The following is a 12,357-nucleotide window of genomic DNA, read 5'->3' on the forward strand; positions in this document are numbered from 1 at the left end:
GATCTGCGGCAATTCCTTTTTTTATATATGGCTTTTCATCCATGCCGATAAGTCTTTGACGACCTTTCGGTTAATTGCAGGCGGAAAGTAATGGGTGAAATCCTTGAAATACCAAGCTTCTACCTTCTTATCAAGCATCTTTAATCGTTTTTCCAGCCGATAGGCATGCTCTACAGACACGTTTTGATCCTTCTTTCCATGTATGATTAAGACGGGAACCTCCAGGTTTTCCAACTGATACAGCGGAGTTCTGAATTCATAGCGTTCTGGATACTTTGTTGGTGTTCCTCCAATAACCCTTTTCATCATTCTTCTTAAGTCTTTTCGTTCCACATATGTAAGAAACATATCGGTAACCCCGCCCCATGTAACAATGGATTTAGCTTCAGGAAATTGTATGGCTGTCAGCAGTGCCATCACACCGCCCCTTGAAAATCCGAATAGGTGAACACCCTTCACATTCGGGTGTGATTGTAAGAGGTTATATCCTGCAAATGCATCTTCCCTGTCGTCACCTGCAAAATCCTCATTCCCTTCTCCGCCCTGATTTCCTCTGTAAAAAGGAGCAAAAACAATAAACCCTTCAGAAGCAAACTGCACAACACGTCCGGGCCTTACCTGTCCAACACTTTTAATTCCGCCCCGCAAATAAAGCAGTCCATCATAAAGTCCCTCATCGATTGGTTCAGCCAGCAGCCCTAATACTTTCAAATCACCCGATTGATAAGTCACAATTGACAGCTTAATATGTGGATTCGGCGAAGGGAAACGTCTCTTTTTAATGATTAAGCCCACCTTATACACCTCCTTATTGGGACAAAATGATCAGAAATTACTTCTGTAAAAAATATTTATCATCTGGGCATTCACACATTTTTAGCCCATTCATACGATAATGTAGGCTTTAAAGCTTAACATGTTTTTATTAGGGAGGTCATTCTGTGAAAAAATGGCTGAAATTTAGTATTTCCTTATTGCTAGCGTCCATTCTTATTATATCCATGGCAGCCTGTAGTAAGAGTGAAATGAAAACAGTCAAAATTGGCGAAGTAACTCGCTCTATTTTCTATGCCCCGCAATATGTTGCACTTTCCAAAGGCTTTTTTGAAGAAGAAGGGCTTAAGGTAGAGCTGACAACGACTGCCGGCGGAGATAAGACGATGACTGCGCTGCTGTCTGACAGCATCGATGTTGCTCTTGTCGGCTCGGAAACTTCTATTTATGTCTATGCCCAAGGTTCCAATGACCCTGTCATTAATTTTTCCGCTCTCACACAAACAGATGGAACGTTTCTTGTATCCCGCGAGAAAATTGACAGCTTCTCCTGGGATCAGCTCAAAGGCGTCACATTCCTTGGCCAGCGCAAAGGCGGCATGCCGCAGATGGTCGGTGAATATGTGCTGAAAAAGCATGGCATTGACCCGCACCAGGATACAAATTTAATCCAAAACATTGATTTTGCAAACATTGCTCCTGCTTTTGCCTCAGGCACGGGAGAATTTGTGCAGCTGTTTGAACCTACAGCCAGTGTATTTGAGCAAGAAGGAAAAGGCTATATTGTTGCCTCCTTCGGGGAGGAGTCTGGCAATCTGCCATACACTTCATTTATGACCAAGCAAAGCTACATTGATGAAAATAAAGAAACGGTCGAAAAATTCACTAGAGCAATCTATAAGGCACAGCAATGGGTTGAGACCCACAGTGCAAAGGAAATTGCCGAAGCCATTCAAGGATATTTTGACAATACAGACCTAGAAACGATTGAAATGGTTGTTGACCGCTATAAGAGCCAAGGGTCCTACGCAACAAATCCTGTGCTGAAAGAAGACGGCTGGAACAACTTGCTTGACATCATGGATGAAGCAGGCGAACTTCCAGAAAGAGTCGACTACAAGACACTCGTTAACACTGAAATTGCTGAGAGTGTTATGAAATAACAATCTCATGATTCAAAAAATAATTGAGGAGGGCTCCTATGGATTTTTTAAATATTCATGGAATTCATCACACTTATTTCACAAAGACCTCAAGCACGACAGCCCTCTCCGATGTTTCGCTTGAGATTAAGGAAGGAGAGTTTATTTCCTTCCTCGGCCCAAGCGGATGCGGAAAAACCACTTTGCTTTCCATTATCGCCGGTTTATTAACACCAACAGCCGGAGAAGTCACCTTAGAGGGAAATAAAATTGAGGCAGCTGGAGAAAACATTGGCTATATGCTTCAGCAGGATTATCTATTTCCATGGAAAACGATTGAAGAGAACATTCTATTAGGGTTAAAAATTGGCGATAAGCTTGATACACAAAAGAAATCCTATGCTCTTAATCTATTAAAAGAAATGGGACTTCAGGGAGTCGAATCCCAATATCCAAAACAGCTTTCAGGCGGCATGAGGCAGCGTGTAGCCCTTGTTAGAACATTGGCTACTGAACCGAAGCTGCTGCTGCTTGATGAACCATTTTCTGCATTGGATTACCAAACCAAGCTAAAGCTCGAGGATCTTGTTTCAGAAACCTTAAAATCCTTTGGAAAAACAGCCATTCTTGTCACACATGATATCGGCGAGGCAATTGCCATGAGCGACCGGGTATATCTTTTCTCACCTAGTCCGGGAAAGCTCCATAAAACCTTTGATATTCCAAAGGAAATCAGAGAACAAACACCATTTAATGCAAGAAATCACGAGTTCTATCCTGAGATATTTCAAACTGTATGGAAGGAGCTGGAGTCCCTTGAAGCCAACAAACATTGAAGAACTGCATCAGAGATACCTATCGTCATTAAAACGTGAAAAAAAATGGGTGCGTTTTTACCAGCTCATCATTTTTCTTGTCTTTTTCATCGGCTGGGAAATATGCAGCCGGCTTCAATGGGTTGACCCATTAATTTTCAGCTCTCCTTCTAAAGTATGGAATCTGTTTTTAATCAAAATCCAGGATGGAACCTTATTTATAGATTTAGGCTACACATTGTCAGAAACCGTTTTTGGATTTATTCTTGGAACCGTATTAGGGACACTTTTAGCAGCCATTCTTTGGTGGTCGCCATTTCTTTCAAAAGTGTTTGATCCCTATTTGGTAGTCCTGAATTCTATGCCTAAGGTGGCTCTTGGTCCAATCCTAATTGTTGCCATGGGACCGAGTTTTACATCCATCGTTGCCATGGGAGCAATCATTTCCATCATCATCACGACCATCGTGGTTTATACCTCGTTTAGAGAGGTTGACCCCAATTACGTCAAAGTGCTGCAGACATTTGGTGCTACAAGGATCCAGATTTTTAAGGAAGCGATTCTTCCCTCTTCCTTTCCGGTAATCATTTCAACACTAAAAGTAAATGTGGGACTTTCATGGGTCGGCGTCATTGTTGGAGAATTCCTTGTCGCTTCAAAAGGGCTTGGCTACATGATTATCTATGGCTTCCAAGTATTTAACTTTACACTCGTAATGCTCTCGCTGCTCGTCATTGCCGTATTTGCGACAATCATGTATCAGCTTGTAGAGCTGTTAGAGAAAAAACTAATCAAAAATGGATCTTAAAAACGGCATTCTCCATGCCGTTTTTCTATTTCAAGAAGAGCTTTTTCCACTACCTGATCCTTCATGATAAAACTGTATTCCTGGCCCCGTCTTAAGGCTAATATGTCACCGTCAATCAGCACAGGTCCTGCGGTCTCAAGATAATCACCCTTTTCCTCCATTTCCTTAATTTCTCCATAAAAAATGGCTTTTACAAAACATGCATCTTTCTCGGATACTTCATATTCTCCAATAAAATCCAGCTTAGCAAGATGACCGCCAGTCTCTTCCCATACCTCTCTTATTGCAGCCATCTCAATGGTTTCGCCATATTCTGCTTTGCCCCCGGGGAATTCAAGCCCCCTTTTTTTATGTTTGGTCAAAAGCCAGCCGCTTCCCTTTTTGCAAATCACTAGAACATGTTTGGGCTCCTTATTAAAGGAATGGCGAGAAAAGGACAGCCTTACAGTTGCGCCATTAGCATCATTAAAAACTTCCATAAGATTTTTCCTCCCGCATATGTATACTCCTATTATAACTATTAATAAGAAATCATTACTAATGACATGTCCATCAGTGACAAATATGTGAAATAAGTATGAAATTACAAATATTTGAAACCTTTTCCGTCCTTTTGTCGTAAAATTAGATGATTATACAAAAGGGAGTGTAGGATTTGAAAAAACCACTATCAATTTTGGCAGGCTTTCTCCTCATTTTCATGCTGGCTGCCTGCAATCAGACAGCGGAACCTGTCAACAATTCTCAAGAAGAAGACAAAGAAACAGAAGAAGTAAAAGAAGAAAAGTCTGAGCTGACTCTTGAGGAAGTTTTTGAAAAAACAACAGCTGCTTCTGAAGAATTAAAAAGTTTTTCAGTTGTAATGGATATGACACAGGAAATGAGTTCCGATCAGGAAGAAGCACTCAATATGACGATTCAGTCAAATATTGAAATGGATGCCGTAACAGATCCAATGGCTTTCCACCAAAAGATGAAAATGGCTATGGCTGAAGGCGAAGAATTTGAAACTGAAAGCTATTTCTCCCAGGATGGGATGTTCATGCATGACCCATCATCAGGTCAATGGATGAAGTTTCCGCAGGATATGACAGATGTATTCCTGCAAATGGCCGATCAGCAGCAATCAAATCCTGCAGACCAGCTAAAACAGCTGGAAAAATTCGTTGATGACTTTACATTTGAACAGGATGACAATCAATTTATACTTAAGTTAAAGGCATCTGGGGATAAATTTAGCGACTTCTTAAAAGAAACGGCTGCCCAAAGCCTGCCTCCAGAGCTTGCTCAGGACGAAGTGCTTAATAACATGAATATTACCAGCATTGACTATGAAATTTACATTGATAAAAAGACTTTCTACCCATCAGCATTAAACATGAATATGGAAATGGCAATGACTATTGAAGAACAAACAATTAATATGAAGCAACAAATGAAAGGCGAGTACAAAGGCTATAATGAAATTGATGCGATTACCGTACCGCAAGAGGTTCTAGATTCTGCAGTTGAAATGCAGATGTAAAAATATAAATAAACTGCGGAGCTATTCCGCAGTTTATTTTTTCTCTTCCTTTATTGGAGGATTCCCAAGCTTTCAATATGTTTTTTTGCCTCTGCATCCCCTAGCTGATAAATCATTTGATAAGCTCTCATCATTCCATCATCATACTTATCATTGGCTTGATCATAGTGGTATTCCAGAAATGGGAGATGTGCTCTAAAGAAACTTTGCCATTCTGCAGAGTAATTTTGATTAAATATTTCACGTAAAGCAAAAATCTCTTGATCAGTGGCCTCAATTTTAAAGTCCCATGGAGATCCAGTGTCACTTTGAGTGATTTCTCCCGAAGCCATTCCTACATAGTAAGTTTTTTTATTTTCATTCATTGCCTTCGCCCCCTTTTTTATTCTGTGCCAAATGTATGCTTCTATAATTATTTTTATCATTTCCAAAAATACTGCTTAAAATGTTACTGAAATTGCAATCATTATGAGATAATTACATATACTAAACCTAAACAAAAAAATAAACAGTTTTAGAAAATTTAGAATATTTTATCATCATTAATTATGTTATTGTATAAAATAAGAGAACATAATATTCGGAGGTGAAGTGATGAAAATTATTGACGAGCTTTACGAACTATACCGCCATAAACTAACCGGAGACGAAGAAGATATCGATATGCTTGCATTTGCCTTTTTAGAAGAGATGAGCCGTGACGACCTGCTGAGCATCATCCAGGAGTTAGATAATCAGGAGCTTTATGATCTAATGGGTCTTTACTTAATTGAAAGTTTAAAGGGAAAGTTTGCAAGTGAAAATTTCACAAGAACAAGAAAATCCAACATGCAGGAGCGCAATATTCACTAAAATTAGCATTGTACATATATTTTTCAGTACTTATTATCATACCATTCCCGCTTTTTATATTTAGGAAGTGTTAAAGAGGTATTATATTTGCACATTTAGCTGATTGGAGCGGAAGGCGCGGAGACTCCTGTGGGAGTGCGGGACAGGGGAGACCCCGCAGGAGCGTAAGCTGCGAGGAGGCTTCCCGAACCGCCCACGGAAAGCGTAGCGCCTGGAGCGGAAATCAACGGCTAAGTTTGCTAGCATGCCCTAATTTAAAAAAGCCAGCTCCTCTAAGGGAACGCTTGTCCCTTCGAAGAACTGGCTCTTTTCGATTATCCTAAATAGGCTTTAAGCATCCAAATATGCTTTTTCAGACTCTTTTTAATGCCAATCAATAAATCAGCTGTTCCCTCGTCTTTGGCTTCCTCGGCAAGAGTAATGCCTTCTTGAAGTTCTGCAGTTAATTTCTCAAAATCTTCACAGATCGTTTTAACCATTTCCTCTTCTTTTTCGGTCCCTGCAGCTTCTTGGATCGTCGCTAATTCCATGCATTCTTTCATTGTTGCCACAGGATTGCCATCAAGCGCCAGGATCCTTTCAGCCAATTCATCAATATAACCGTTTGCTTCATCGTATAGCTCTTCAAATTTTTCATGCAGGGTAAAAAAATGATGTCCCTTTACATACCAATGATAGTTGTGAAGCTTTACATATAAAACGGTCCAATTGGCTACTTGTTTGTTGACTGCATTAATTAAATTTCCACTCATATAATCAGCCTCCCAATAATATTCTACCCATTGGAAGTTGGACTAAACATTTTGTCACCTGTAAAAATCGTGACCCATTTCACAAATTTCATGATAAAATGAAGGAAAAAGGGGGATGAGGGATGTTAACCGGTTTAATTATTGTTTCAGTTCTTATTGTTGCTGTTGTCCTGATTTTAGCCGTTGTTACAACTTCTAAGGCCTACGGGGTTAAACATACAATTGATTCTATAGATAACGAAAATCATGCACATAATCCTCAGAACGAAAAAAAGACATCTTAATGTAAAAGGGGCCAGCCCAGCAGCAATCGAAATTGCTCTGGAGCTAGCCCCTTATTTTTTTATGCAAAAACCTGCAATAATTCTTCTTTTGACTGGCTTAGCCAAAAACGCATAAGACGCTTGGCACCTTCCAAATCATGAAGCTTAGCCTGGCCGCATTGCTTCTCATTGGCAGCCGGAATCTCAGTCACTTCAACAGCGGCTTTCATTGTATCTTCTAGCAGATCAATGATTTCCTCTACAGTCGGCTCACCGCTCACAACTAAATAATATCCTGTCTGACAGCCCATTGGAGAAATATCAATGATATCAAAATGATCATATTTCTCAGAATAGGTGCGAATATTAAAGGCAAGCAAATGCTCTAAAGTATGAATGGTATCAGGCTTCATCGCCTGTTTATTCGGCTGGCAAAAGCGGATATCATACTTATTTACCACCCCGTCAGATCCAACCTTATGAACACCGCAATGTCTTACATATGGAGCCTTAACGGCATTATGGTCTAATTCAAAGCTTTCTACTGAAGGCATATTTTCCCCACTCCTTTTTAAACTCTTCCTCTATTGTAACGCAATTCTTTTTATGCTTCATTCTTTTTTGTGCAAAGGCAATATGGTATCTTAATGATATTGATACAAGAAATGGGATGAAAAAAATGAAACAATTTTTTATAGCCATAATCCGTTTTTATCAAATAGTGATTTCCCCTCTTAAACCGCCAAGCTGCCGTTTCTATCCGACCTGTTCTCATTACGGCCTTGAGTCTGTTAAGAGGTTTGGCGCTTTAAAGGGAGGCTGGCTGGCTGTTAAACGAATTGTTAAATGCCATCCACTGCATCCCGGAGGCATTGACCCTGTTCCGGAAGAATGGCAAGGTTTTATAAAAAAGAAAACTTAAACCTCGTCATATCCGTTTACAACAACATCCAGTTTTCCTGTGCTAGGATCGATGACTAAGCCGTGTACAGGGACATCATCCGGCATTAATGGGTGTTTTTTTACCATCTTTACACTATGGGCAACGCTTTCTTCAACTTTTTCAAACCCTTTAAGCCACTCTCTGACATCGACACCCGAATAGGTAATTGTATCAAGGGCTGCCTCAGATTTTCCGCGTTTCCTCATGCTCGCCATAATATTATCGGGCTTCATGCCGCTCATACCGCAATCATGATGTCCAATAATGGCTACTTCCTCTGCCTTCAGTTCATAGACAGCCACAAGCAAGCTTCTCATAATACTTCCAAATGGATGGGTTACAAGCGCCCCTGCATTTTTAACAATCTTCACATCGCCGTTTTTGAGGTTTAGGGCTTTGGGCAGCAATTCAGTAAGGCGTGTATCCATGCAAGTCAGCAAGACCATTTTTTTATTTGGAAATTTAGTGGTAGCAAATTCCTCATATTTTTTTTCCTCAACAAATTCGTGATTAAATTCTAAGATTTCATCCAGAAATTTCATTGAATTCATCTCCTCTAAATTAACTGAAAGTTTTCAACTAATATAAGAATACCAAAAGAACTCAAAATCAAACACACTTTTCCCTTGATTTCAGCATTGTTTCTTTGTTAAAATCAAATTTGGAATCGGAATGATTACGATTAATAAGTATTTAGTCTAATATAAATCGAAATGAATACGGTTTATTTTATTGAGAGAGAGGAGAACGAATGAAAAAGCTTTTTTTATTTTTCCTGTCTATCAGCCTTTTGCTATCAGGCTGTGCTGGGAAAAACAATACGAATGAGAAGAAAAGCAGTGATAAACTGACAGTCTATACCACTGTTTATCCCTTGCAGTATTTCTCCGAAAGAATCGGCGGCCAATATGCAGAAACCCATACTATTTATCCGCCGGGAGCAGATGAACATTCCTTTGAGCCTACCCAAAAGGATATGATTAAACTGGCAGACGCAGACCTGTTTATTTATATTGGTTTAGGACTTGAAGGTTTCGTTGAGAAAGCTAAAACCACATTAAAAAATGAAGATGTTAAAATGATCTCTGCAGGAGATAGGATTACCTTTGAACCTCATACAGAAGGTGAGGAACACCATGAGGATGACGGTCATCACCATGGAGATATTGACCCTCATGTATGGATTGATCCTGTCTATGCAAAGGATTTAGCAAACTCAGTCAAGGAAGCTTTCATTGCCGAAATGCCTAATCATGAAGAAGAATTTAATGCCAATTTTGACGTACTGGCCAAAGAGCTTGACCAATTAAATGCTGATTTTACAGATATGGTAAATCAAGCAGCAATAAAAGAATTTTTTGTTTCGCACGCTGCTTTTGGCTATTGGGAGAAACGCTATAATATTAAGCAAGTAAGTATCTCTGGCTTAAATTCTTCTGATGAGCCAACACAAAAGGAGCTTCAAAACATTATAAGTGAAGCCCAAAAGTATCATTTGCAATACATTTTTATCGAACAAAACGTTACTTCTAAACCGACAGAGGTTATTATTAATGAACTTGGAGCAGAGGCTTTAGTTCTGCATAATCTTTCCGTTTTAACTGATGAAGATATTAAAAATAATGAAACATATTTTACATTGATGGAAAGAAATATCGATCATCTCAAAAAAGCGTTAAATCAATAGGAAAAGTGAGCCTGCATGAGGCTCACTTTTTTGTTAAACAACGATGCCGTTGATTTTTCCGTCCATCAACAAGCTGGCAGACCAACTTGTTAAGTGGCTATCTTTTAAACAGGGTCAAATGTTTGACAGTCTGTTTCTTTGCTTGTATCTGCCTTTTTGCCTGTATGACTGACTACGTAGATTTGCTCAGCCGCACATTTATTTCCCTTTTCCCAAAATGAACAGTTGTTGACTTCACATAAAACGTCTTTAGCCATTTTTATCGCTCCTTTAAAGTTCAACAAGTGCGGGCTTTTTTGCCCTATCTTAGGTTATGGAAAGGGTTAAATGTTCATCCGTTCCAAATGAAGGGATTCCAACTACTCAGCTATTTCCTTCAAATATTCACGCAGGTTCTTTCGCAATATCTTTTTTGATGCATTTCTTGGAATTTCCCTTATCCTGAATATTTTCTTTGGAATTTTATACTTTGCAAGCTTCTCTGCGCAAAATTCAATTATGTCGTGGTCCGTTAGTTCATCTGATCCAGAAACAACAAAAGCAGCTGGGACTTCACCCCACACCTCATCCTTCATGCCGATCACACCTGCATCCAAAATGCCTGGGTGTGAAGCAAGAACCCCTTCAATCTCGGCTGGATAAATATTTTCCCCGCCTGAGATGATGAGATCAGACCGGCGATCGAGCACATATAAAAACCCTTCTTTATCCAAGTAGCCGATATCGCCTGTCATTAGCCAGCCATCCTTCATTTTTTTAGCGGTTTCTTCTTCACGATTCAAATAGCCGTTCGTTACATTTGGACCCTTAACAGCAATTTCACCCGCCTCATTTGGTTCGGCTTGCCCTCCCTCGGTGCGCAGTATTTTTAATTGGGAGGGGAATAGCGGTTTGCCGGCGGAACCTAATTTACTAAAGCTGTATTCAGGAGAGAGGGTAACAATTTGTGAAGAGGTTTCCGTCATGCCATAGCTTTGGTATACGGGTATAGTTTTTTCTTTGCACTTTTCAAGCATCGGCCTGGATGCAGGTCCCCCGCCTAAAAGCATACAGCGAAAATTCACCGGCAGCTTTTTTTCTTCTCCTAGAACCGCTTCCATCCGCGTCAGCATTGTACTGACGACCGACATAATGGTCACGTTTTCCTGATGAATCATGTCAATGGCCTTCTCTTCATGAAAGGACGCCATAAGTGCCATTTTCATACCGTATATAATACTGCGCATAAAGATTGAATATCCGCTTATATGAAAAAGCGGAACAGCACAAAGCCAGCAATCCTTTTCGGATAATCCCAAATTCAGCGCTGATCCAACCGCACTCCACCAATGATTTCCGTACGTTTGCAAAACCCCTTTAGGATGGCCTGTTGTCCCCGATGTATACATAATGGTACAAACATCATCCAGGCTGACTTCTCTTGCTATAGCTGGTTCAAAATACTTGGAGTCAAATAAATCTTCCTTGAATATAGCGGCAATATTTGAAAGGTTGATCTCTCTAGTCTTTTCTGCAAATTTCTCTTCAGTAATCAGAAAATCAGACCCCGAGTCCTTCAATTGCCAGGCTAATTCAGCTGGTGTTAGACGGTTATTTAAGATGACAGCCTTAACTCCAAGCAAATGAAAAGCTAAGTAAATAAATATAGTATCTTTATCGCTGGATAAAAGAGCGCCAGCGTATTGGCCCTTCTCCAATCCAAAACCTGTTAATTGTCCAGCAATCCGTAAAGCTTTTTCATAAACATCTAAAAAGGTATAAGTTTCTCCATCAAAATATAAGGCAGGCCGTTCTGGTGTTAAAAACGCTCTTTTGATGATAAAATTCTCCATCATTTGATCACTCATTTTTACACTCCTAAAAGCAAACTAAAACAATGTTTATATAAAAACAGCTTGGTATTAAACCAAGCTGCTCCTTACTGCTATTTTATTAAGGGAAACGCGGGAATTGTCCAAAGTCTGGCTTGCGCTTTTCCTTGAATGAGTCACGGCCTTCTTTAGCTTCATCTGTTGTGTAATACAATAGTGTCGCATCTCCAGCGAATTGCTGAATACCCGCAAGACCATCAGTATCGGCATTAAAGGCAGCCTTTAAGAAGCGCAAAGCAGTTGGGCTCTTTTCAAGCATTTCTTCACACCATTTAATTGTTTCCTCTTCCACTTGTTCAAGAGGCACAACGGTATTGACTAAGCCCATATCCAATGCTTCCTGCGCATTATACTGGCGGCAAAGATACCAAATTTCACGGGCTTTTTTATGGCCGACGATGCGGGCTAAATAGCCTGAACCATAACCTGCATCAAAGCTTCCAACTTTAGGTCCTGTTTGGCCAAATACTGCATTGTCAGCCGCAATGGTTAAATCACATACAATATGAAGCACATGGCCTCCGCCGATGGCATAGCCTTTAACCATAGCCACAACTGGTTTTGGAATGACACGAATTAAACGCTGTAAATCAAGAACATTTAAACGAGGAATTTGGTCATCACCCACATATCCTCCATGTCCGCGTACAGTTTGGTCTCCTCCGGAACAAAACGCCTTGTCTCCGGCACCTGTTAGAATAATTACACCGACATTGGAATCATCACGTGCCATTGCAAAAGCATCAATCATTTCCGCAACGGTTCTTGGTGTAAATGCATTATGTTTTTCTGGGCGGTTCATGGTGATTTTTGCAATCCCATTGTATGTTTCATAAATGATTTCTTCATACTTCTTCCCAGCAACCCATTCAACTGCTGCCATACAAAATTCCTCCTTATATTAAAATAGAGAGTTGACCAGCTT

Annotated in this window: 17 protein-coding genes; 8 read left to right on the forward strand and 9 right to left on the reverse strand. The window is 40.0% G+C overall.

Going from position 1 to position 12,357, the window contains the following annotated elements:
* Positions 1–21: 21 nt before the first annotated feature.
* Positions 22–795, reverse strand: a complete 774-nt coding sequence (locus tag AC1Q59_RS17075; RefSeq protein ID WP_492367050.1) for an alpha/beta hydrolase family protein — start codon at positions 793–795, stop codon at positions 22–24.
* Between the two features lie 146 nt (positions 796–941).
* Between AC1Q59_RS17075 and AC1Q59_RS17080 the strand changes: the two genes are divergently transcribed.
* Genes AC1Q59_RS17080 through AC1Q59_RS17090 form a run of 3 tightly spaced genes read left to right on the forward strand, consistent with a single transcriptional unit; the run spans position 942 to position 3,539 of the window.
* Positions 942–1,937: an ABC transporter substrate-binding protein gene (locus AC1Q59_RS17080; protein ID WP_492367051.1), complete on the forward strand. Its 996-nt coding sequence runs from the start codon at positions 942–944 to the stop codon at positions 1,935–1,937.
* A 38-nt stretch (positions 1,938–1,975) separates the two neighbouring features.
* On the forward strand, positions 1,976–2,752 hold the full coding sequence (locus AC1Q59_RS17085; protein ID WP_492367052.1) for an ABC transporter ATP-binding protein: 777 nt from the start codon (positions 1,976–1,978) through the stop codon (positions 2,750–2,752).
* Entirely contained in the window at positions 2,733–3,539 is an 807-nt protein-coding gene (locus AC1Q59_RS17090) for an ABC transporter permease (protein WP_492367053.1), read from the forward strand. The genes AC1Q59_RS17085 and AC1Q59_RS17090 overlap by 20 nt, the downstream gene beginning before the upstream one ends.
* Here the strand turns inward: AC1Q59_RS17090 and ytkD are convergent.
* A complete protein-coding gene (gene ytkD, locus AC1Q59_RS17095) occupies positions 3,536–4,018 on the reverse strand; it encodes an RNA deprotection pyrophosphohydrolase (protein WP_492367054.1) in 483 nt (160 codons plus the stop codon). The two genes, AC1Q59_RS17090 and ytkD, sit on opposite strands and share 4 nt — an antisense overlap.
* Positions 4,019–4,194: 176 nt before the next feature.
* Between ytkD and AC1Q59_RS17100 the strand changes: the two genes are divergently transcribed.
* A complete protein-coding gene (locus AC1Q59_RS17100; RefSeq protein ID WP_492367055.1) occupies positions 4,195–5,064 on the forward strand; it encodes a DUF6612 family protein in 870 nt (289 codons plus the stop codon).
* Positions 5,065–5,114: 50 nt separating this feature from the next.
* Here the strand turns inward: AC1Q59_RS17100 and AC1Q59_RS17105 are convergent, their stop codons facing one another.
* Complete coding sequence (locus tag AC1Q59_RS17105) at positions 5,115–5,429, reverse strand: hydrolase (protein WP_492367056.1); 315 nt, start codon at positions 5,427–5,429, stop codon at positions 5,115–5,117.
* Between the two features lie 229 nt (positions 5,430–5,658).
* Here AC1Q59_RS17105 and AC1Q59_RS17110 point away from each other — a divergent pair, with 229 nt between their 5' ends.
* Positions 5,659–5,916, forward strand: a complete 258-nt coding sequence (locus AC1Q59_RS17110) for a DUF6154 family protein (RefSeq protein ID WP_492367057.1) — start codon at positions 5,659–5,661, stop codon at positions 5,914–5,916.
* 314 nt (positions 5,917–6,230) lie between these two features.
* Here the strand turns inward: AC1Q59_RS17110 and AC1Q59_RS17115 are convergent, their stop codons facing one another.
* Positions 6,231–6,668, reverse strand: a complete 438-nt coding sequence (locus AC1Q59_RS17115) for a Dps family protein (RefSeq protein WP_492367058.1) — start codon at positions 6,666–6,668, stop codon at positions 6,231–6,233.
* 122 nt (positions 6,669–6,790) lie between these two features.
* On the opposite strand from AC1Q59_RS17115, the gene ytzI reads away from it, so the two are divergent.
* The gene (gene ytzI / locus AC1Q59_RS17120; protein WP_492367059.1) at positions 6,791–6,952 is read left to right on the forward strand and encodes a YtzI protein; all 162 of its coding nucleotides are present in this window, start codon (positions 6,791–6,793) and stop codon (positions 6,950–6,952) included.
* 59 nt (positions 6,953–7,011) lie between these two features.
* On the opposite strand, the gene AC1Q59_RS17125 is transcribed toward ytzI, so the two are convergent.
* Positions 7,012–7,485: an S-ribosylhomocysteine lyase gene (locus AC1Q59_RS17125; RefSeq protein WP_492367060.1), complete on the reverse strand. Its 474-nt coding sequence runs from the start codon at positions 7,483–7,485 to the stop codon at positions 7,012–7,014.
* Between the two features lie 125 nt (positions 7,486–7,610).
* On the opposite strand from AC1Q59_RS17125, the gene yidD reads away from it, so the two are divergent.
* Positions 7,611–7,853 (forward strand): membrane protein insertion efficiency factor YidD, encoded by a 243-nt coding sequence (gene yidD, locus AC1Q59_RS17130; protein ID WP_492367061.1) that lies wholly within the window; start codon positions 7,611–7,613, stop codon positions 7,851–7,853.
* On the opposite strand, the gene AC1Q59_RS17135 is transcribed toward yidD, so the two are convergent.
* Positions 7,850–8,416 carry a beta-class carbonic anhydrase gene (locus AC1Q59_RS17135; protein WP_492367062.1) on the reverse strand — a complete coding sequence of 189 codons (567 nt, stop codon included), beginning with the start codon at positions 8,414–8,416 and terminating at the stop codon, positions 7,850–7,852. The two genes, yidD and AC1Q59_RS17135, sit on opposite strands and share 4 nt — an antisense overlap.
* Positions 8,417–8,625: 209 nt before the next feature.
* Here AC1Q59_RS17135 and AC1Q59_RS17140 point away from each other — a divergent pair, with 209 nt between their 5' ends.
* On the forward strand, positions 8,626–9,561 hold the full coding sequence (locus AC1Q59_RS17140; RefSeq protein WP_492367063.1) for a metal ABC transporter solute-binding protein, Zn/Mn family: 936 nt from the start codon (positions 8,626–8,628) through the stop codon (positions 9,559–9,561).
* 104 nt (positions 9,562–9,665) lie between these two features.
* Here the strand turns inward: AC1Q59_RS17140 and AC1Q59_RS17145 are convergent, their stop codons facing one another.
* From AC1Q59_RS17145 to menB, 3 genes are all read right to left on the reverse strand, one after another.
* Positions 9,666–9,818: a DUF1540 domain-containing protein gene (locus AC1Q59_RS17145; protein ID WP_492367064.1), complete on the reverse strand. Its 153-nt coding sequence runs from the start codon at positions 9,816–9,818 to the stop codon at positions 9,666–9,668.
* A 102-nt stretch (positions 9,819–9,920) separates the two neighbouring features.
* Positions 9,921–11,408 carry an o-succinylbenzoate--CoA ligase gene (locus tag AC1Q59_RS17150; protein WP_492367065.1) on the reverse strand — a complete coding sequence of 496 codons (1,488 nt, stop codon included), beginning with the start codon at positions 11,406–11,408 and terminating at the stop codon, positions 9,921–9,923.
* An 85-nt stretch (positions 11,409–11,493) separates the two neighbouring features.
* Positions 11,494–12,315 (reverse strand): 1,4-dihydroxy-2-naphthoyl-CoA synthase, encoded by an 822-nt coding sequence (gene menB / locus AC1Q59_RS17155; RefSeq protein ID WP_492367066.1) that lies wholly within the window; start codon positions 12,313–12,315, stop codon positions 11,494–11,496.
* Positions 12,316–12,357 lie beyond the last annotated feature (42 nt).

It is taken from the genome of Cytobacillus sp. MT66 (assembly GCF_058792595.1).

What these genes read in the sequence shown, in the direction of transcription:
- ytkD (WP_492367054.1), bottom strand. Translation starts at nt 4,018, where the DNA reads ATGGAAGTTTTTAATGATGCTAATGGCGCAACTGTAAGGCTGTCCTTT.
- AC1Q59_RS17115 (WP_492367058.1), bottom strand. Translation starts at nt 6,668, where the DNA reads ATGAGTGGAAATTTAATTAATGCAGTCAACAAACAAGTAGCCAATTGG.
- AC1Q59_RS17150 (WP_492367065.1), bottom strand. Translation starts at nt 11,408, where the DNA reads ATGAGTGATCAAATGATGGAGAATTTTATCATCAAAAGAGCGTTTTTA.
- menB (WP_492367066.1), bottom strand. Translation starts at nt 12,315, where the DNA reads ATGGCAGCAGTTGAATGGGTTGCTGGGAAGAAGTATGAAGAAATCATT.
- AC1Q59_RS17145 (WP_492367064.1), bottom strand. Translation starts at nt 9,818, where the DNA reads ATGGCTAAAGACGTTTTATGTGAAGTCAACAACTGTTCATTTTGGGAA.
- AC1Q59_RS17125 (WP_492367060.1), bottom strand. Translation starts at nt 7,485, where the DNA reads ATGCCTTCAGTAGAAAGCTTTGAATTAGACCATAATGCCGTTAAGGCT.
- yidD (WP_492367061.1), top strand. Translation starts at nt 7,611, where the DNA reads ATGAAACAATTTTTTATAGCCATAATCCGTTTTTATCAAATAGTGATT.
- AC1Q59_RS17140 (WP_492367063.1), top strand. Translation starts at nt 8,626, where the DNA reads ATGAAAAAGCTTTTTTTATTTTTCCTGTCTATCAGCCTTTTGCTATCA.
- AC1Q59_RS17105 (WP_492367056.1), bottom strand. Translation starts at nt 5,429, where the DNA reads ATGAATGAAAATAAAAAAACTTACTATGTAGGAATGGCTTCGGGAGAA.
- AC1Q59_RS17110 (WP_492367057.1), top strand. Translation starts at nt 5,659, where the DNA reads ATGAAAATTATTGACGAGCTTTACGAACTATACCGCCATAAACTAACC.
- AC1Q59_RS17085 (WP_492367052.1), top strand. Translation starts at nt 1,976, where the DNA reads ATGGATTTTTTAAATATTCATGGAATTCATCACACTTATTTCACAAAG.
- ytzI (WP_492367059.1), top strand. Translation starts at nt 6,791, where the DNA reads ATGTTAACCGGTTTAATTATTGTTTCAGTTCTTATTGTTGCTGTTGTC.
- AC1Q59_RS17135 (WP_492367062.1), bottom strand. Translation starts at nt 8,416, where the DNA reads ATGAAATTTCTGGATGAAATCTTAGAATTTAATCACGAATTTGTTGAG.